This window comes from Psychromonas sp. (assembly GCF_047632955.1).
In the GTDB taxonomy this organism is placed as follows: domain Bacteria; phylum Pseudomonadota; class Gammaproteobacteria; order Enterobacterales; family Psychromonadaceae; genus Psychromonas.
Genome location: NZ_JBLIED010000001.1, coordinates 315,543 through 334,460, shown reverse-complemented (window position 1 = coordinate 334,460; position 18,918 = coordinate 315,543). Strand labels below are relative to the sequence as shown.

Sequence of the window (18,918 nt, the reverse complement as noted above, 5' to 3'; positions counted from 1 at the left end):
CGCATTGCCTCTTTTATTAAAACGCGATCACCTTTATATTCAACACTGTTAAACAGCTAAGCGTATTTCCTCTCAAAATAGGCTGTTTATACCGACATCTATTTAAGGTTTTATTTTATGTTTCAGAACAATCCGTTGCTAAGTCAATTAAAAAAACAAATTCAAGAAGATATTCCCAAACGTCAGGGAACGGTTAAAGCAACTGATCGTGGTTATGGCTTTTTAGAAACAGATAAAGGTAAGCGTTTTTTTATCCCGCCGAGTGAGATGAAAAAAGTATTACACGGTGACCGCATTAATGCATTTATTCGCGGTACGGGTGATAAATCAACGGCGGAGCCAGATCAGCTCAAGAAAACAGATTCCGCGATTTTTATTGCACGATTAGTTATCAAGCAAAAAAATATCTCTCTTATACCCAAAAATCCCCTGCTTAAAGGCTTTTTCAAAATAAAAGGCAGCCAATCTTTACTCTCCAAAGGATATCAAGATGGTGATTGGGTTAAAGTTGAATTATTAAATCACGCGCTTGAGGGAAATGGTTTTTTAACCCAGATTATCGAAAAAATAACCGATGGTAATGATCCCTTTGCCTATCGTTTGTTGACCGTTGCGACCTATAACTTAGCCAACAAAGCCCCTGAATTTGATCATCCATGGAAAATCATCGATCCGCAATTACCCCGCAGTGATTTAACAAAATACCCCTTTTTTACCATTGATGGTGTTAACACTCAGGATATGGATGATGCACTGTACATCGAAGCCGATGAAAATGGCTGGAACTTGACCGTCGCAATTTCAGATCCGTCGGCCTACGTGCCGGAAAACAGCGACATGGACGCTGAAGCTAAACGTCGTGCCTTTACGTTATATTTGCCTAACTTTAATGTGCCCATGCTACCGCGTGATTTGAGTGACAGTCTTTGTTCATTAAAAGAGGGTGAAAAACGCGCAACGCTCTGCTGTACTATCCATATTAATAAAGAGGGTAAAATTGAGGGTGAGCCGGTCTTTTATGGGGCATGGATAAAATCACATTATCGCCTTAACTACACGGATGTTTCCAATTATCTGGAAAATGAAGATCTGAACACTTCTGATTGGAAACCTAATAGCCAACTTGCCGAACAACTACACACCTTAGATCTGTTTTCTCGAACACGTCTGCAGTGGCGAACAGATAATAATGCGGTGTTTAAAAACCAGCCGGACTATACCTTAAAGCTAAACAGTAAAGGTGAGATTTGCGAAATACTCTGCGAGCCAAGGCGCACTGCTAATCGTCTTGTAGAGGAATCAATGATTGCCGCCAATATCTGTGCGGGTAACTTTTTGGCAAAACATAAACAGCAGGGTGTGTTTAATACCCATTCTGGTTTTGCCAGCGATCGTCTCGAAAAAGCGGTCACTCTGCTGAGCGAGTTCGGCATTGAAAGTAATATTGAAACATTGGCAACCGTTGCCGGTTATACAAAAATGCGCCAACAAACTAATCGGCTGCACAATGCTTATCTGGACCACAGATTACGTAAACTGCTCAGTTATGCCGATATTAAAAATATCCCGGAAGCACATTTTACCCTGGGTGTAGATCACTATGCGACATGGACCTCTCCGATCCGCAAGTACGGTGATTTACTCAACCACCGTTTAATTAAATCGGTTTTATTACAAGAAGATAATATTCAGATCGGTAATGAGATTGGACAGTTGCTCAATGATGCTCGAAAATTACAACGTTTAGCCGAAAGAGACGTTAATAATCTCCTTTACAGTCAGTATCTAAAGAATCAGGTAGAGTCCAAGTGGTGCTATAAAGCAGAGATTTTTGATATTATTAAAGCGGGTCTACGCGTAAGAGTACAAGAAAATGGTGCGACCTTCTTTATTCCTTGCTCACTACTTTGTAAAGACAGCAGCGACGCCAAAAAAATCGACTGTAATCAGACCCTAGGAAAAGTCATTATTGCCCAGCAAACCGAATTACAACTCGGCGATGTGATTGATGTTATGCTTAATAATGTCAAGGTGGAAAGCGGTCAATTAATCGGAAAACTTGCCGAACCACTGACCATCCCCCAGTAAAACTACAGATGCGATGCTTATTTCACTATAAATATCAGTGAGTTATAAACCACAAAAACATCGTGGTTAAGAAAGCATCGCAGAGTTTAATTTCTCCTGTATAATCGCCGCTCATTTTCCAGTTAGGCAAAAATAATGAGCGTTGATCTATTACAAGCTGAAAGACCCCTTTTCTCATATCCGTCATTTAAATCCAGAAACGAAAAGGCAGCGCCATTCCTACCGATGTCACGCCAGGAGATGAAAAAACTCGGCTGGGACAGTTGCGATATTATTCTGGTTGTCGGTGATGCTTATGTTGACCACCCCAGTTTTGGCATGGCCGTGATTGGCCGCACGCTGGAAGCACAAGGTTACCGGGTGGGTATTATTGCTCAGCCTGATTGGCAGAGTAAAGATGCTTTCATGACCTTAGGTAAACCTAATCTATTTTTTGGCGTTTCCGCGGGTAATATGGACTCCATGATCAACCGTTATACAGCGGAACGCCGAATGCGTCACGATGATGCTTATACACCTAATGACGAAGGCGGTAAACGTCCTGATCGTGCCGTATTAGTGTATACACAGCGCTGTAAAGAAGCCTATAAATCTGTGCCCGTTGTAATTGGCGGAATCGAAGCCAGTTTACGCCGTATTGCCCATTATGATTACTGGTCAGATAAAGTTCGTCGCTCGGTTATTCTCGATGCTAAGGCCGATATTTTATTATACGGCAATGCGGAACGGCCTCTTTTGGAAGTAGCACACCGCTTATCACAGGGTGAACAAATAGGTGACCTTACGGAGATCCGCGGCACCGCTATTTTAACCAAAGCGGCATTACCTAATTGGGATGGTCTTGATTCACGTAAAGTTGATCAACTGGGTAAAATAGATCCTATTATCAACCCCTATGCCGATATCAACGTTGCCTGCGCCACCCAGAAACTGGCGGATGAAAGCCTCAACGATGATCCAACCCAGGTTATCACTATTCAACCGGCAGAATTTAAACCGAGCAAGAAAAAACCCTGGGAAAATACCTATATCCAACTGCCTAGCTACGAAAAGGTATGCGAGGATAAAGTACTCTATGCCCATGCTTCTCGTATTCTCCATCAGGAGACCAATCCCGGCTGTGCTCGCGCTTTAGCACAGTTCCACGGTAAACGTTTAGTGTGGATCAATCCTCCGGCTTACCCGCTCACCACGGAAGAGATAGACAGTGTTTTTGGACTGCCCTATCAACGTGTTCCGCATCCCTCCTATGGTGATGCAAAGATTCCTGCTTACGACATGATCCGTTTCTCAATCAATATTATGCGCGGTTGTTTTGGCGGTTGTACTTTCTGCTCCATTACCGAGCATGAGGGACGGGTAATACAAAGCCGTTCAGAAGATTCTATTATTAAAGAGATTGAAACTATTCGCGATACCGTGCCCGGATTCACCGGCGTCATTTCTGATTTGGGTGGTCCTACGGCAAACATGTATCGGCTCAAATGTAAAAGTCCCAAAGCGGAACAAACCTGTCGCCGTTTAAGCTGTGTTTACCCGGATATTTGTCATCATCTCAATACCGATCATGAGCATACAATTAATCTTTACCGCCGCGCACGTAAACTCTCGGGTATTAAGAAAATATTAATAGCTTCGGGTGTCCGCTATGATATCGCCGTTCAAGATCCCCGTTATGTGAAAGAACTGGTTGAACATCATGTGGGTGGTTATCTGAAGATTGCACCAGAGCATACGGAGAAAGGTCCTTTAGATAAAATGATGAAGCCGACCATGAGCAGTTATGAAGTCTTTAAAGAGATGTTTGAAAAGTACTCTAAGGCGGCTGGCAAAAAACAGTATCTGATCCCCTATTTTATTTCGGCGCACCCGGGCACCACGGATGAAGATATGATTAATCTTGCCCTATGGTTAAAAAGTAATAATTTTAAACTTGATCAGGTACAAAACTTTTATCCCTCGCCCATGGCGAATGCAACCACTATGTACCATACCGAGAAAAATCCGTTGCATAAGGTCACCAGAGACAGTGAAGAGGTAATATCGCCTAAGGGTGGCCGACAACGTAAACTTCATAAAGCGATATTACGTTATCATGTTCCGGAAAACTGGCCATTAATTCGTGAAACCCTGAAGAAATTAGGTTTGGCGAGAAAACTGATTGGCAAAAGTCCTCAACACCTGGTCCCACCGGAATCACGTAATGAGCTGCAGGGTATTGCTCAGCAGGGTAAATTTGTAACCAATAATAAACCTGCGCAAAATGCAGTCACCCGTTTTACGGGCTCAGCGCAGTTTAAAAAAGCAACAGTTAATACAAAATCAGCAGGCGGGAAAAAAGTAGGCAGCACTAAACCGGTAAAGCTTGGACAATCAAATAATAAGATTGCAGACAAAGCAAAGGGCAACAAGCAGTTTAATTTTTCAGGACAAAAGAAAAGATGATTGTAAAAGCTTGACGAGTTAATTATTTAAGGGCGGTTATCCGCCCTTTTTGCTGTTTAGTTTTTTTGCAGCTGCAGTTAAAGAGCCGATCGTCCGGAAAATGAATGCGAAAGTGTGGTGCTGTCAACATACTCCAGCTCCCCTCCCACCGGTACACCGTGCGCGATTCGACTTACTTTTATCGCATAGCGCTTGGCCATATCGGCAATGTAATAAGCCGTCGCTTCACCTTCCACCGTTGGATTTGTCGCTAATATTATTTCAGAATGTTGACCCGAAGAAAGCTGTTTATCAAGAAGCTGTAAGCCAAGCTGCTCCGGCCCAATCCCATCAAGGGGAGACAGATGCCCCATCAGCACAAAGTAGGTGCCTGAAAATAAAGCCGTTTGCTCTATCGCCAGAACATCAACCGGCATTTCAACAACACAAATAGTGCCGTTTGCATTACGTTTGTCATTGTCACAGATAGTACATAAATTCTGCTCCGTAAAAGTACGGCATTGTTGACAGTGGCCTATTTCATTAACCGCTCTTTCAAGCAGATAACTCAGGTTTAAAGCCCCCTTTCTATTTTTATCCAGCAGATGATAAACCATGCGCTGCGCAGATTTCGGGCCGACACTGGGTAGACACTGTAATGCCTGCATTAGCTCTTCAAGTAACGAATTAGAACTCATATTCACTTCTTATTAGATAAATTAAATTTCATCAAGCAAGCTACCTGAAGATGCATAAATCAGCAAGTTAAAAAATAATGAAAGAAGAATGGATACGAAAGTAAATAAATTGTTGTGAGGTTTGAATCAGCGTAAAGAGGTTAATACGGTTATAAATTTAATAGAAAGCATTCTGCTATTTTTTAATAAAATAAAAATAGCTGGACTGAAAACAGTGTCTTCGGCCCGGCTAAAAATATTGAGGAGATTTTTAACTAACGTTCTGGCCGCGGCGGCTTGAAAGCTTCAAATTCTGCTTTGCTGACCACACCATCACTGTTGCTATCCATTTCAGAGAAAATCGTCTGATAATCCCCATGAGGTAACTCTTGCGTTGAAAACTCTTCAAGACTTATTTGATTGTCAGAGTTAGTATCCACAGATGTGAATTTTGGTGGAGGTGGCGGCATATCACCTCTGCTTTGATCACCATCTGCCGCATAAATTTGACTAGAAACAGCTAAACCAACAACCATTGCTATTATTGTTTTGGAACTAATCTTCATAAGTTTTATCTCATATTATAAAAGTAAGATAAGAATAACCATTAAAATTGCAAACAATGTGTAACAAATAAGGAAGTTCGCAATAACAGATTTTAAACCGAGAAAATATTGCACATTATTTTTTTAATGTTTTTTGCTGGATAAGTCAACGCACACAGCCGCTTATTTAAAAAGCAGACGATAACCTGCGCCATAAACTGATTGAATAAAATCCTCATCTTGACTGATACTGGTCAATTTTTTGCGCAATTTTTTAATGTGACTGTCGATGGTTCTATGGCTGACAATGCGCTGATCTGAATACATATTATCCATCAGCTGCTCACGCGTAAAGATTCGCCCCGGCTGCGTCACTAACGGTTTCAGTAATTGAAATTCTACCGAGGTCAGTGATACTTCTTGCTCACGATAGCTTACCAGTAATTGCTGTTCATTAAGCAGCAGAGATGTCGACGTATTTTCTGTGCTTTGTGTCCGTCTTAACACAGCTTTAACTCTGGCAACCACTTCTCTTGGACTAAAGGGTTTACAGATATAATCATCGGCACCCAGCGCGAGTCCCAGCAGTCTGTCTATTTCATCCACTCTTGCTGTGATCATCAATATCGGGACATTAGAAAATTGACGAATTTCTTTGCACAGCTCAATACCATCTTTGCCGGGCAGCATTATGTCGAGCAAAATGGCTTTAGGTTGATGGGCTTTCACCCATTCGATAACTTCATCTCCGTGATGGATTTGATGCGGCTGATACTTTGTTAATTTGAAGTAATCCATTAACAAATTAGCCAATTTTATTTCATCTTCTACAATCAGTATTGAATCTGACATATTACATTCTCTATTTATTTGCTTAATGGAAGTTTAATTACGATGGCTAACCCACCCAGACAGGAATGCTCTGCAAAAATTTCACCCTGGTGCGCTGCCACAATATGAGCACAGATAGACAATCCTAATCCGGCCCCCCCCGTATTACGATTTCTGGAGTTTTCAACCCGGTACAAATGTTCAAACAGATGCGCTAAATGCGGCTCGGCAACCCCTATCCCATTATCTTCAAATTTAATAACCACGACGGTTTTATCAATATCAACTGTTATTTTTAGTACATTTGCCTGCGCATATTTAGCAGTGTTGTTAATGATGTTTTCAAATAACTGCCAAAATCTGGTTTTATCTGCAAAAATATTCGCCTGTGCAGTTCTGATTTCAACTTCAAGTGTGATACCTGCCTTGGCCAAATAACCGCTATATTTACCTGCTTCCGAATTAAGCAGCAAGCTCAGATCTTCCGTTTTTTTACGATAATGCATACCACCGATATCGGCACTGGTGAGTTGGTGCAGATCATCGATAAGATCTTGAAGGTGCTTCACTTCATCATTGGCTGACGCTATATTTTTTTTTGTGAGGGGCCTGACATCATCGAGCATCGCTTCTAATTCACCGCGAAAAATAGTAACCGGCGTACGTAACTCATGGGATATATTAGCCAGCCAGCGTTTTCTAGCCCCCTCATTTTTATAAAGCGTTAATGCCAATTCATTAAAATCCCGACTCAGTTCACCCAGTTCATCCTGCCGCTGTAAGTGAATATTATGCTCATAATTACCTTGCGTTAAGTTGCGCATACCGCGTGTTATCAGCCTGATAGGTTCAACTAAATGCCGGGCGAGAGGCAGTGTTGCTAAAACTACCAGGATCATGGTGAGCAACGCAATAATCCATAAATAATTCTGCTGCTGCTCAATGAAATCTAATTCATAACCTTCAGTCAGTTCATTTCTTTTGGAAACAGCAAAAAAACCAACCAGCGCCTTATCAACCATAATAGCGTTTCTGGTGTATTCTAAATCTTTACTGTAGTAGCCGGCAATAAGGTTTTTATTCTTATCAAGCAATGCATAATTACCTTGATGTTCAGGTGCTAAATGCACCGCATCAGGTGCAGGTGGTGGCCACTGTTTATTCTGGTTTGCCGCAAAGGGAGCATTCGGGAAATCATTCTCGGGGCGATGCCGCGCAAATGGGAAAGGACCAGGCCGAAAAAACGCACTGTTTTTAAGTTTTGAAAATATCAGCTGATCGAATTTTCTGTTCTGCCCCTGCATTTTCAACCAACTGTTTTCTTTTTCATATTCTTCCGCAAGATCTGCCACTAGGGGCTTTAACGTTTCAACCTCTTTAGTATTGACGTATTCAACCATGCCCTGGCCAATGCTCCATTGCATTAACAAAACTAAACCCGTCACCAAGAGCAGGCTAAAGCCAAACAGTATTAAAAAAAGTTTACTCTGAATTTTCATTACATTAAATCTCTTTTAAAACTGTTGCAGAACGGTAAGAATACGATATTCGGGCACTTTAGAAGGAAAAAATCAGCTCCCGGATAAATAAAAAAGACACCAACCGAGCATATTGGATGAGCAAAAGGAGTATATTATCAAGAAAGGCCGGGCAACCCTTGTTTTTCTTGAAATTATATTTTAAATAAAAATGCAGTATATTGCTTAGCAATAAACTGCATTGTGGATAATTACCTTAGTGTCAGAATCACTATGCTAAAAGCATCGGCTAAAAGAGTAATCAATATAACTTAATTAATTGTTACTCATTTTAGCCTGACCCCGTTTAATCAAATGCTTTTAACAGATCGCCATTATACTCAACCCAAATACCAATCCCTTTAGCATTGTAATTATTATCCTGGCCATAAGTCAGACGATAGCTCATCCCTTGCCCCTGATAACCATTTTTACTGTACATCAAGTCGATTTCTGTTTCGGTATAATCGGCCTGATTAACAACATAAGATTCGGCCGTACTCAGATTGTCCATATCAATACCACTTCCGGCTGCGACAGTTGCCTGAACTCGCCAGTTAGGCAGACTCAGTACATCTAAGTTATAACCACCGACAAAAAACAACGTCTGTTGATCTGCATGCTTAAATGTATTAAGCAGCGCCATATCACCCCACACGGCAGTACCACCACCCGCGTTATAACCATCCTGTGTTTCAAAACCATAAAAACTATCATCACCAATCTGTGTCACTCCGACAAGGAAATCCAGGTTACCAGCCTGCATGCCCACGGCAAATTCAGTCATATCGGTAGAATGATCTTCATTCACCGTGCCTAACCCTTTTTCCATACCATATTTGAGCATATATTTAATGTAATACTCATCATCATTGGTATTAAAGCCAAGTAATGACAGCGGAATACCTGAGTATACTTCAATGATCCCATTGCTCAGATAGTCTTCTGCATAAGAGTATGAGGTGCTAGCAGTAAAGTAATCAGTTTCAGTATGAAAGCCGACATTATAGATAGCATCAAATGCATCATAATCTGAGGTTGTTTCTAAATCACGAAACTGCACAGTATCATCACTATGCTCACTGCTATAGCCAGTAAAATAGTTAAACCAAGGGTTAATCTTACCCCAACCCCACGTTAAATCTCCCGCTACTTGTGCGCCTTCATAAATAGTGCTTAAGGCATAGAAAGTAATATCAGGACGATGCAGCAGATCATAGATAGTCGGCGTAAAACGACCCACTTTTAATTGCAGATTATTATCACTATTACCAAAATGTAATAGGATATTCGCATTAGCCAGCTTACCCACAGAGCTGGCGTCAGGATCCCCCTGATAATACTGAACATTCGAGCTTGAAGAATTGTAATAGTCGTATGTTGTATCAGTAACATCTACCGTTCCATCCTGCCAGGCAATCAGCGCCCCTTGATAACCAATCTCAACGCCGACCATATTAAACAGCAAACCAGACTGGTAGTTAAGCCACAGTGAAGCCCCAAGATCTTCAATACTCGCATCGACATCAAAATCTATACCAGAAGCACTTTTTTCATAGTCCATCGTCATATCGTAGAAGATACTTCTAACCTTAGTATCCAGTGTCGAATCACTGATAAAGTTATCAGTGTTCGCATGGGCAGCCGAAACACTTAAAGCAAGTGTCATAGTGCAAAACAGAGGGCTTAATTTATTCATCATTATCCACCTATATATTCCATTTAGAGCTGAGCCCTGGCATAGGATACTCAGATTCCTACCACACACCGAACCCTAAATGGCTTGATGCAGATCTTTTGTTTTTTACCGCTTTACGAGCCTCAATCACATTCCAGTAACAGCGACAAAGAAAATGTGAATCACATTCATGTATTGTATGTTGCACGGTTAACCGAAAAAGTTCAAAGTTAAATGTGAAGATCATTCTTGTTTCATGACAGGGGTCACTATTAACGATTAGCTACAAATAAAAGACCATAAAATAGACCGATCTGGATAATTAAAACCGAGATCAATCTCAATTTTTTCAATGGAAAATTAATATAATTAAAAACCGATTCAAAAAGGTTGGAAGCTAAAAAGATAAGAAATAGAGAAACAGGAAGCAAAAGATGAGCCCATCAATCATTTGAATATGGAGTCTATCGAATCATTAAACTTAGCGCTTGCAAGCAACGAAGGCATACAGCGAATACCAGAATAACCCAAGTATTAGCTGCATCAGTAAACTAATGGCTTAATTATGCCCTTTCCAAGGTTGAGCAAAAGTACTGACAATCGGCAAGCCTTTTAATCTATTTTATTTAACCAATTAAATAAATCCGTATAGATCTCTTCACGGTTAACTTCATTAAGTAACTCATGTCTAGCGCCTGCGTATAAATGAGCCGTCACATTTCTTGATCCCGATTGCAGGAGCTTTTGCTTTAATTCGCTCAACCCAGCTCCATATCGGCTGACCGGATCGGCATCACCACTAATAAGATAAATTGGTAGATTTTTGGGAATCGCCTTAAATGCTTTCGTTTTACTCATTTCATTTAATCCGCCTAAAAAATCAATCCAAAACTGTGGTGTACAGATAAATCCGCAGTAAGGGTCAGCAAGAAACTGGTCAACAATTTTAGGATCGCGACATAACCAATCTTGCTTTGTTCTGAGAGGTTTAATTTTTTTATTGAAATCCCCAAATGAAAGTTTATCTAAAAATGCACTTGGTGTTGATTTTCCGATGCGCATTCTTTCAAGTTTAGCAGCAAGCAATCCCACTTTTACAAGCAACCCTCCTTGATGATTTGAGCCACAAAGAACCAAGCCGGAGAGGCTTTTTCCATGTTTTGAAGCGTAGTGGCGTGCAACAAAAGATCCCATACTATGACCAAATAAAATGGGATTAACTGTAAATGAATCAGTAATATGTTTAACAATACGCGCGATATCGCTTAACACCAGATCCCAGCCATCCGTCTCAGCAAAATAGCCGAGTATCGGCGCATCCGGGCCATGGCCTCGATGATTGGCCGCAATAACTGCAATACCATTTTGATTACAGGCTGTTGCAAAATCGGCATATCTTTCTATATGCTCACCCATACCATGACTTAATAGGATCACCTTGAGTGGTTTGCCTTCTGGTAACCATTGATACAAATTTATTTCTCTCCCATCGTTCGCATAGATTTTAATATTGTTAGTCATCGTCATCTCTCAGCATTTATTTTCTATCCGGCGAGAATAATCCACAATTTTTCATCTGCAATAGTGAAACGGCTAAAGAGTGAGCCACCTCTCAAAACATAAACATGAATCATCTTCATGTTGTGTTATATTAATATCAACATAAAATATGCATTTGATTTTCATTAAAATCAAACCAACTTTAGAACTAGGATAAATTATGGAACGCTCGAAAACTATCTTTGACAATCCCATTTCAGCAAAAACCCAGGCTAAAGCAGAAAAACATAGAAAAAAGTATTTACGTAAATTTGGTGACGACAGACAAGTACACTATCCTCTCTGTTTAGAAGAAGATCCCGTTCTAACACCCGCATTTAATATGCAAAAGATATCGACTTCGAGTAAAGGTGAACCACTTAAAGCGGACAAACCCATTATTATTGGTAATATCCGCATGGGGTATGGGCATTATCGTATTGCCATGGCGATTGCATCAGCCGCTCGGCACTTAGGTTACACACCTTATTGGTTTGATTTAAGCTCTTTCCCGGAAACGACGGGAGGTAAAGTCATTAGTCACCTAAATGGTTTATATTCGTTAGGGTCTCGGCTCTCTCAAAAGTCAGCATTATTTAATCGCTTTTATTGGGAACCACTCAATAGCCAAGGTTTTCGTAAACTAGATTTCAACGCTGTAGATCAAAAAGTTGCAGAGTTAATGACCTCTATTTTTGGTGACTTGCCAAAAGATATTCCTTTTATTGCTACACATACCTGGACGGCACAAGCTGCTGTCCATGCAAATATGCAATCGGTTATAAATGTTATTCCTGATAACTGGCCAATGGCTCTTCATCTAGCTGAAGGTGCCGTGCATACCGTACAAACTCCTTCTTGCTATTTCGGTTATAAAACCCTAAAAGGGATGACTAAGGGCAATGCTAAACCCATGCCTGAAAACTCTCTGTTTGATGTAGGCCACTACATAGATCACGAACTGTTAGAAGATTTAGAAGAAGATACAGAAAAGCGCTTACATCGAATCCGTAACGGTAAAGCAAAACGATTACTGCTGACCATTGGCGGAGCGGGCACTCAGTACGAACTATACAAAGATATTATTCTAAAAAATGCTGAGAAAATAAAAAATGGTGAATTGGTCATCTACGTCAATATAGGGGATCACAGCAAAGTATTAAATCAACTCAATCAAGATCTTGCAATGATTAAAGATGAGGTATCTTACTATCAGAATGACTGGACTGCTACCCAAAATTTCGCTGAGATGGCACTAAACAGTGAAGACCTTAAAGGGGTTCATGTATTTTGCGATGAAAACCTGTTTTCTGCGGTTTATACGACAAATTTATTGATGCGATCTTGTGATTTGCTGATTACCAAGCCAAGCGAACTGGCCTTTTATCCAGTGCCTAAACTGATGATCAAAAGAGTGGGTGGACATGAAGCTTATGGCGCACTTCGCGCAGCAGAAGTAGGTGACGGAACGACAGAGTGCACCACTAGCGCTGAGATTCACAGTATGCTAAACGTGCTTATTAAAGATAAAGAATTACTCTCAGAAATGAATAAAAACATCTTAAAAGCAAAACAACACGGTATTTATGATGGCGCCTATAAAGTTGTTGAATTAGCAGTAAAAAAATAGCATGCCTATAAATTTAACTGAGGTTAAGCGATAAAAGTGGCTGCTAATATCGATTTATAAATGTGTTATGTGGTTTGCTCTCTCCAAAAAAGGGACAAACCGAGACGAGCAAAGCCAAGAAAATGAGCATAAAAAATAAAATTAGAACGGTACAAATAATGTTCTAATTTTTCACCTATCAGTTAACCCTGTAGGAATAATATTACAAAATATCAGCAATAATATAATCGCTTAAAGCTCGGGTAACCATCTTACAATGCATTTCAATAAAGTCAGTACCACACTCTTCTCCCATAGCCAGACTTAAACGCATCGTTGCTGCAAATTGATGACTGGCCAGCAGAACAAATTCACCCAACTCTTTACTCATTCCCTGTTTCGCAAAGGGTTCAATACGCGCTAAAATTAATTGTGCATTTTTTTGTGTATCCTGAAAAGCCAACTGGTTAAGCTTTGGATCAACCGATTCAAACCAAATTTCATGCAAAGCACGTTCACGCTGGTGCAGCTCATAAATATCGTAAAAATTTTGTCTTATTACATCTTCAACACGCGCATGCTCTTCTAATTTATCTAAATTTTTCTCTATCAGACTACTGATTTGCACCATATAGTGCTCAGCCAGAGCAATAATAATGGTCTCTTTATCAGAAAAATATTGATAGATAGAGCTCGGTGAAACCCCAGCATGGTTGGCAATATCACCAATCTTAAGATTTGAGATCCCATTCTGCTCAATTAACGTTTTGACTGTCAGAAGAATTTTCTCGACTCTTTCTTTACTTCTAATCTGAGAAGGGTTTCTTCTGTTTGTTGTTTTACCTGATAACTTGGGTTTTTTGGTTGGCATAAGGTTCACTTTAAAATAAGTTTATTCAAATGAAATTTGCAGTAATGTAATACATTAACGAATCTTTCTCAATCTATCTCCCTTTTCCCTTACACTTTAGCAGTTCTTTTTACAGATCCCTGTCAATGATTAACAGCTAAATCGAGCCATTAACAGCATCTTCTTCAGTGTGCATTTTTAGTTAAAATTAAGCAAACGCATAAAACGTAAATAAGATTCACCTTTAGTGTTGATTAGACGGCATAATAAGGTCAAAATAAAAACTGCCAGCCATATTTCAGGATTCTAATAGATGATTTATCACAATGCAGAAACCAGTGAGTTTCACCTGCAAACAGAAAATTGTAGTTATATTTTAAAGGTCGCAGAATCTGGCCACCTTATTAATCTACACTTTGGTGACAAAATTGCTCAACGTGTAAATTTTAATGTGTTAGATCAGCGTTTTAACGTAAAATTAGGATCAACAACAAACTATGCCCCAGAATATGGCAACCTGACACTTGAAACCCTTAAACTTGAAGCCCCCTGCTATGGTAAAGGTGACTACCGAGAGCCTGCATTACAGATCAATTACCATGATGGCAGCAGAACCAGTGATTTTATCTATCAAAGTCACAAGCTACATAAACACAAACCAAATTTAGACGGCCTGCCACAAACTCACTCAGCAACAAGTAAAAATGAGTATGTCGCGTTAACGATTGTGCTTGTCGAGCGGGTTAAAAACCTTGAGCTTCATCTTCATTACGCGGTCTTTGAGCAAGCCAATGTGATCAGCCGCAGTGCAGAATTATTTAATTGCAGCGAGCATAGCATCACGATTGATCGCGCTTTAAGTGCCTGTGTGGATTTTTCAGATAACAATTTTGATCTTATTCATCTTCAAGGAAAATGGGCTAGAGAAGCCCATATCGTTCGCCATCCGATCGCTAAAGGAGTCTTTCAAATAGACTCGAAGAAAGGCGTAAGCGGCGCAAATCATAATCCTTTTTTATGTCTCGCGCGCCCGGATTGCCAGGAGCAATCCGGTGAATGTTACGGTTTTGGACTGGTTTATAGCGGTAACCATCAGTGCAGTGTGGAAGTCTCTCCCTATGATTTTACCCGCGTAATGCTCGGTATCAACCCTTTCGATTTTAACTGGCCATTAAATTGCGGTGAAAAACTGACCTTGCCGGAAGTGGTGATGACTTATAGCAACAGCGGATTAAATGGCATGAGCCAGCAGTTCCACCAGCTGGTCGAAAATCACCTTATCACCAGTCGTTGGAATAACCATCCTCGCCCCGTGCAAGTCAATAACTGGGAAGCCACCTACTTTGATTTTAATAGCAACAAGCTACTGGCAATTGCTAAAAAAGCCAAAGCACTCGGTATCGAGATGTTTGTACTCGATGATGGTTGGTTTGGCCACCGAGATAATGATAAATCAAGCTTAGGTGATTTTTTTGACCACCTGAAAAAAATACCGGGAGGTGTTGCCCGAATCAGCAAAAAAATAAAAAAAATGGGGTTACAGTTCGGCCTTTGGGTTGAGCCGGAGATGATTTCTGTTGATAGTCAACTTTATCAAGATCATCCTGAATGGGCGGTACAATTACCCGATCGTGCTGCCTCCTTAGGTCGTGAACAGCTTATTTTAGATATGACTAATCCGGCTGTCGTGGAGTATCTTTTTACGCAGCTGAGCAATCTCTTTTACCGAGCCGCAGTCGATTATATCAAGTGGGATCATAACCGTAATTTTAGTGATATTTTTTCAACCTATTTAGCAAAAGAGCAACAGGCAGGCTTTGCTCACCGTTATACTCTGGGGGTATATCAACTGCTGGAAAGGTTAACAACGGCCTTTCCAGATATTTTATTTGAATCCTGCTCGAGTGGCGGTAACCGCTTTGATTTAGGCATGCTCTGCTATATGCCACAAACCTGGACAAGTGATAATACCGATGCCCTGGAAAGAATGCGTATCCAATATGGCACCTCCTTACTCTATCCGCCATCGACAATGAGTGCACATGTTAGCGGACGACCATCGCATCAAGTATTACGTAACACCCCGATTGAAAGCCGTTTCAATGTTGCCGCTTTTGGCAACCTAGGTTATCAACTCGATATTACCAAACTCACCGCCTTTGAAAGCAAAGTGGTCAAAAAGCAAATTGCCTTCTATAAAAAATACCGCCAACTCCTGCAATACGGACGTTTTTACCGTTTACAGTCACCCTTTAAGCACAACCAGATGCTCTGGATAGTGGTCAATAAAGACAACTCTGAAGCTCTTTTAGGTTACTACCAACAGCAGCAGGAGAGTAACCCCAATCTGGAAACACCAAGATTGGCAATGCTCAATCCCGACAGTGAATATCGAATCGAAAGTCGAACTCAATATATGAATATCAGAACATTTGGTAATTTAGTGAATGAAGAGCTTCCGGTTTCAATAAAAGACAGGGGCATTGTGCACGGCATTATCGCTAATAACTATATGCATAAAGTAAACGCTGAAACTTATCAACTCTATGGGGATCAATTGGCTGCTTTCGGATTACCCCTGAAAATACAATTTGTTGGCACCGAGATAACTGAAGAAGTACGTTATATCGGTGATCTTGGTTCTCGCCTTTATCACATTTTCGCCTTGGATAATAAATATTAGAAGAGTACGATAAGTGCTTGAGCAGATTCACAATATCAGTTCTAATAAAATTCAAACCATACCTTATATTAACCACAGAGTTGTCTGTCATGCTTAACAAACACTATAATAAACTGCTGATTACTATTGTCTCTCTAATCACTGTATTTCCTGTCTATGCCCAGGAGATAAGCTTTAGCGATTCATGGCAGCTCTTGCAGAAAAAAAACAACTCAATCGCAGCTCAGCGCGCCAATGTGATGCGCTATCAACAGCTGCAAAAAGGGCAAGACGCTTTAAACTACCCCACTGTAACGCTTGGTGCAAACTACACTCGATTAGATGATGATGTCACGCTCTCCGGCGAGCAGATATTTGATAGCTTAGATTCATCAAGCCAGGCCTATCTCTCGACATCTGAATTAGCAACACTTTTGAGTAGTACCACGTCTACCATTACAGAAAAAGATATGTTTAATTCCTCTATCAATGCGACATGGGCTATTTATACGGGAGGAAGAATTAGCGCGGCACAATCCTATGCGGCGGGCCAAACCGATCAAGCGATTGCCCAGCTAAAAATGGAAACCCAAGCTCGCTACGAAGCGCTGGCTAAATATTACTTTAGTGCAGTGCTGGCTAAAGAGGTGTTAATCACTCGCCAATCGGTTGAGCAAGGGCTGACACAACATCGTGATTTTGCCATTAAGTTAGAGCAACAGGGACAAATTGCAAAGATCGAGCGTCTGCAGGCCGAAGCATCACTGGCAAAAGCCATTGTTGAGAGAAAAAAGTCACAAAGAGATCTTGATATCAGTATTTCTGCGCTAACTGAAATTCTCAATCAAAAGGACAAAGTCAGACCTCAAAGCACGCTCTTTATTAATCGTACTCTCCCCCCTCTTTATGCATTTACAGAGCGCACACTGAACACTTATCCCGGTCTTGATATTTTAAACGCTAAACAGAAACAGGCAGAAAGCGCCATAAAAGCTGAAAAAGGAAAGTATAAACCAGAAATATACCTGTATGGGGATTACGTGGTTTATGAAGATGACTCACTTGCCAGCGAGCTTGCACCTGACTGGGTTGCAGGGATTGGCATAAGCGTTCCGCTGGTTGACAATAGCGGCCGATCGCAGAAGGTTCAAGCAGCTCATAGTGCCGTTCTGCAAGTGCATTATTTACGTCAACAAGCACAACAAGATCTCAAGGTACTCGTTGAAAAAACCTATTTTGGCGCACAGCAGGCAGTTGAAGAGGTTCAAGGGCTCGATTCGAGCTTAGCCCTAGCTGAAGAAAATTTAAAATTGCGTAAAAAATCCTTTAATCAGGGTTTATCAACCTCACTTGATGTTATAGACAGTGAACTCAATTTAGCAAGCATCAAAACCCAGCAACAAGTAGCCTGTTTTAACTACATTATGGCGTTAAATAAATTACTTGTTCTAAGCAGCCAAATACCTACATTTACGCAATATGAAGCAAACTCTATTCAATTTAGCAACGCTGAGGATAAATAATGAAACAAGTTAAACCCCTGCTTTATACTGTGATTGCAGTTACCCTCATCGCCTGGATTGGGTACAGTTTTTATCAAGCCTACCAACCTAAACCGGTTCGCCTGCAAGGGCAAATTGAAGCTCAGCAATATAGTATATCTTCTAAAGTGGCAGGCAGAATCGAACAAGTGATGGTAAAAAAAGGCGATTACGTAAAAAAAGGCGATCCTATCTTTACCCTCTATAGCCCCGAAATTGAAGCAAAACTTGAACAAGCAATTGCCGGTAAAGAAGCTGCGAGAGCAATGTCGCAGCAGGCTGAAAACGGCGCTCGTATACAACAGGTCAAGGCGGCCAAAGATCAATGGAATAAAGCTAAAGCGGCAGCAACACTAATGGAAAAAACCTATCAACGTATCGATAATCTTTTCCAAGATGGGGTTGTTGCTGAACAAAAACGCGATGAAGTGCTTACCCAGTGGCAAGCTACTAAATATAGCGAAAGTGCAGCATTGCAGATGTATGAAATGGCAAAAGAAGGTGCGCGCACTGAAACCAAGCAGGCGGCTGTTGAAAAAGTACGCATGGCAGAAGGCGCGGTTGCTGAGGTTGAGGCTTATGCAATGGATACAGATATAAAAAGCTGGTTTAATGGGGAAGTCTCTCAGGTACTGTTGAATAGCGGAGAGCTGGCACCGCAAGGTTTCCCGGTGGTAACTGTGATTGACATGCAGGATGCCTGGGCGGTTTTTAATGTCAGAGAAGATCTGCTCAAAAATTTCCCTAAAGGAAAAATCTTTACAGCCTACCTGCCCGCGCTTGATAAAAGTGTTGATTTTAAAGTGACTCATATTGCCGTGATGGGGGATTTTGCGACTTGGCGTGCTACCGATGCCTCACAGGGGTTTGATCTAAGAACATTTGCCGTAGAAGCCACCCCGATTAACTTATCTAATAAATTACGTGTCGGTATGAGCGTAGCAATTGACCTTTAAA

Annotated in this window: 13 protein-coding genes; 6 read left to right on the top strand and 7 right to left on the bottom strand. The window is 40.9% G+C overall.

Features of this window, described 5'->3' with window-relative positions:
• The first annotated feature begins 117 nt into the window (after window positions 1-117).
• Both ACJAZP_RS01350 and ACJAZP_RS01345 read left to right on the top strand, forming a co-directional pair.
• Window positions 118-2,088: an exoribonuclease II gene (locus ACJAZP_RS01350; protein WP_415228930.1), complete on the top strand. Its 1,971-nt coding sequence runs from the start codon at window positions 118-120 to the stop codon at window positions 2,086-2,088.
• Between the two features lie 135 nt (window positions 2,089-2,223).
• Window positions 2,224-4,533: a YgiQ family radical SAM protein gene (locus ACJAZP_RS01345; protein WP_415228929.1), complete on the top strand. Its 2,310-nt coding sequence runs from the start codon at window positions 2,224-2,226 to the stop codon at window positions 4,531-4,533.
• A gap of 77 nt (window positions 4,534-4,610) precedes the next feature.
• On the opposite strand, the gene recR is transcribed toward ACJAZP_RS01345, so the two are convergent.
• The 6 genes from recR to ACJAZP_RS01315 form a co-directional block, all read right to left on the bottom strand.
• Entirely contained in the window at window positions 4,611-5,210 is a 600-nt protein-coding gene (recR, locus tag ACJAZP_RS01340) for a recombination mediator RecR (RefSeq protein WP_415228928.1), read from the bottom strand.
• A gap of 254 nt (window positions 5,211-5,464) precedes the next feature.
• Complete coding sequence (locus ACJAZP_RS01335) at window positions 5,465-5,755, bottom strand: EF-hand domain-containing protein (RefSeq protein ID WP_415228927.1); 291 nt, start codon at window positions 5,753-5,755, stop codon at window positions 5,465-5,467.
• 162 nt (window positions 5,756-5,917) lie between these two features.
• Window positions 5,918-6,586, bottom strand: a complete 669-nt coding sequence (locus ACJAZP_RS01330) for a response regulator (protein WP_415228926.1) — start codon at window positions 6,584-6,586, stop codon at window positions 5,918-5,920.
• A 14-nt stretch (window positions 6,587-6,600) separates the two neighbouring features.
• A complete protein-coding gene (locus ACJAZP_RS01325; protein ID WP_415228925.1) occupies window positions 6,601-8,064 on the bottom strand; it encodes an ATP-binding protein in 1,464 nt (487 codons plus the stop codon).
• A 325-nt stretch (window positions 8,065-8,389) separates the two neighbouring features.
• Window positions 8,390-9,781 carry a hypothetical protein gene (locus ACJAZP_RS01320; RefSeq protein WP_415228924.1) on the bottom strand — a complete coding sequence of 464 codons (1,392 nt, stop codon included), beginning with the start codon at window positions 9,779-9,781 and terminating at the stop codon, window positions 8,390-8,392.
• 591 nt (window positions 9,782-10,372) lie between these two features.
• Complete coding sequence (locus ACJAZP_RS01315; protein WP_415228923.1) at window positions 10,373-11,281, bottom strand: alpha/beta fold hydrolase; 909 nt, start codon at window positions 11,279-11,281, stop codon at window positions 10,373-10,375.
• A gap of 199 nt (window positions 11,282-11,480) precedes the next feature.
• On the opposite strand from ACJAZP_RS01315, the gene ACJAZP_RS01310 reads away from it, so the two are divergent.
• Window positions 11,481-12,929, top strand: coding sequence for a DUF6937 domain-containing protein (locus tag ACJAZP_RS01310; protein WP_415228922.1), 1,449 nt, complete (start codon window positions 11,481-11,483; stop codon window positions 12,927-12,929).
• A gap of 202 nt (window positions 12,930-13,131) precedes the next feature.
• Here ACJAZP_RS01310 and ACJAZP_RS01305 read toward each other — a convergent pair whose 3' ends face one another.
• The gene (locus ACJAZP_RS01305; protein WP_415228921.1) at window positions 13,132-13,779 is read right to left on the bottom strand and encodes a TetR/AcrR family transcriptional regulator; all 648 of its coding nucleotides are present in this window, start codon (window positions 13,777-13,779) and stop codon (window positions 13,132-13,134) included.
• A gap of 292 nt (window positions 13,780-14,071) precedes the next feature.
• Between ACJAZP_RS01305 and ACJAZP_RS01300 the strand changes: the two genes are divergently transcribed.
• The 3 genes from ACJAZP_RS01300 (at window position 14,072) to ACJAZP_RS01290 (ending at window position 18,917) form a co-directional block, all read left to right on the top strand.
• On the top strand, window positions 14,072-16,441 hold the full coding sequence (locus tag ACJAZP_RS01300; protein ID WP_415228920.1) for an alpha-galactosidase: 2,370 nt from the start codon (window positions 14,072-14,074) through the stop codon (window positions 16,439-16,441).
• Window positions 16,442-16,530: 89 nt separating this feature from the next.
• On the top strand, window positions 16,531-17,943 hold the full coding sequence (locus ACJAZP_RS01295) for a TolC family protein (RefSeq protein ID WP_415228919.1): 1,413 nt from the start codon (window positions 16,531-16,533) through the stop codon (window positions 17,941-17,943).
• Entirely contained in the window at window positions 17,943-18,917 is a 975-nt protein-coding gene (locus ACJAZP_RS01290; protein ID WP_415228918.1) for an HlyD family secretion protein, read from the top strand. The genes ACJAZP_RS01295 and ACJAZP_RS01290 overlap by 1 nt, the downstream gene beginning before the upstream one ends.
• The last annotated feature ends 1 nt before the right edge of the window (window position 18,918 follow it).

Bases quoted from the DNA above. Each gene is read 5' to 3' on its own strand.
- ACJAZP_RS01350 (WP_415228930.1), top strand. From the start codon at position 118: ATGTTTCAGAACAATCCGTTGCTAAGTCAATTAAAAAAACAAATTCAA.
- ACJAZP_RS01345 (WP_415228929.1), top strand. From the start codon at position 2,224: ATGAGCGTTGATCTATTACAAGCTGAAAGACCCCTTTTCTCATATCCG.
- recR (WP_415228928.1), bottom strand. From the start codon at position 5,210: ATGAGTTCTAATTCGTTACTTGAAGAGCTAATGCAGGCATTACAGTGT.
- ACJAZP_RS01335 (WP_415228927.1), bottom strand. From the start codon at position 5,755: ATGAAGATTAGTTCCAAAACAATAATAGCAATGGTTGTTGGTTTAGCT.
- ACJAZP_RS01330 (WP_415228926.1), bottom strand. From the start codon at position 6,586: ATGTCAGATTCAATACTGATTGTAGAAGATGAAATAAAATTGGCTAAT.
- ACJAZP_RS01325 (WP_415228925.1), bottom strand. From the start codon at position 8,064: ATGAAAATTCAGAGTAAACTTTTTTTAATACTGTTTGGCTTTAGCCTG.
- ACJAZP_RS01320 (WP_415228924.1), bottom strand. From the start codon at position 9,781: ATGAATAAATTAAGCCCTCTGTTTTGCACTATGACACTTGCTTTAAGT.
- ACJAZP_RS01315 (WP_415228923.1), bottom strand. From the start codon at position 11,281: ATGACTAACAATATTAAAATCTATGCGAACGATGGGAGAGAAATAAAT.
- ACJAZP_RS01310 (WP_415228922.1), top strand. From the start codon at position 11,481: ATGGAACGCTCGAAAACTATCTTTGACAATCCCATTTCAGCAAAAACC.
- ACJAZP_RS01305 (WP_415228921.1), bottom strand. From the start codon at position 13,779: ATGCCAACCAAAAAACCCAAGTTATCAGGTAAAACAACAAACAGAAGA.
- ACJAZP_RS01300 (WP_415228920.1), top strand. From the start codon at position 14,072: ATGATTTATCACAATGCAGAAACCAGTGAGTTTCACCTGCAAACAGAA.
- ACJAZP_RS01295 (WP_415228919.1), top strand. From the start codon at position 16,531: ATGCTTAACAAACACTATAATAAACTGCTGATTACTATTGTCTCTCTA.
- ACJAZP_RS01290 (WP_415228918.1), top strand. From the start codon at position 17,943: ATGAAACAAGTTAAACCCCTGCTTTATACTGTGATTGCAGTTACCCTC.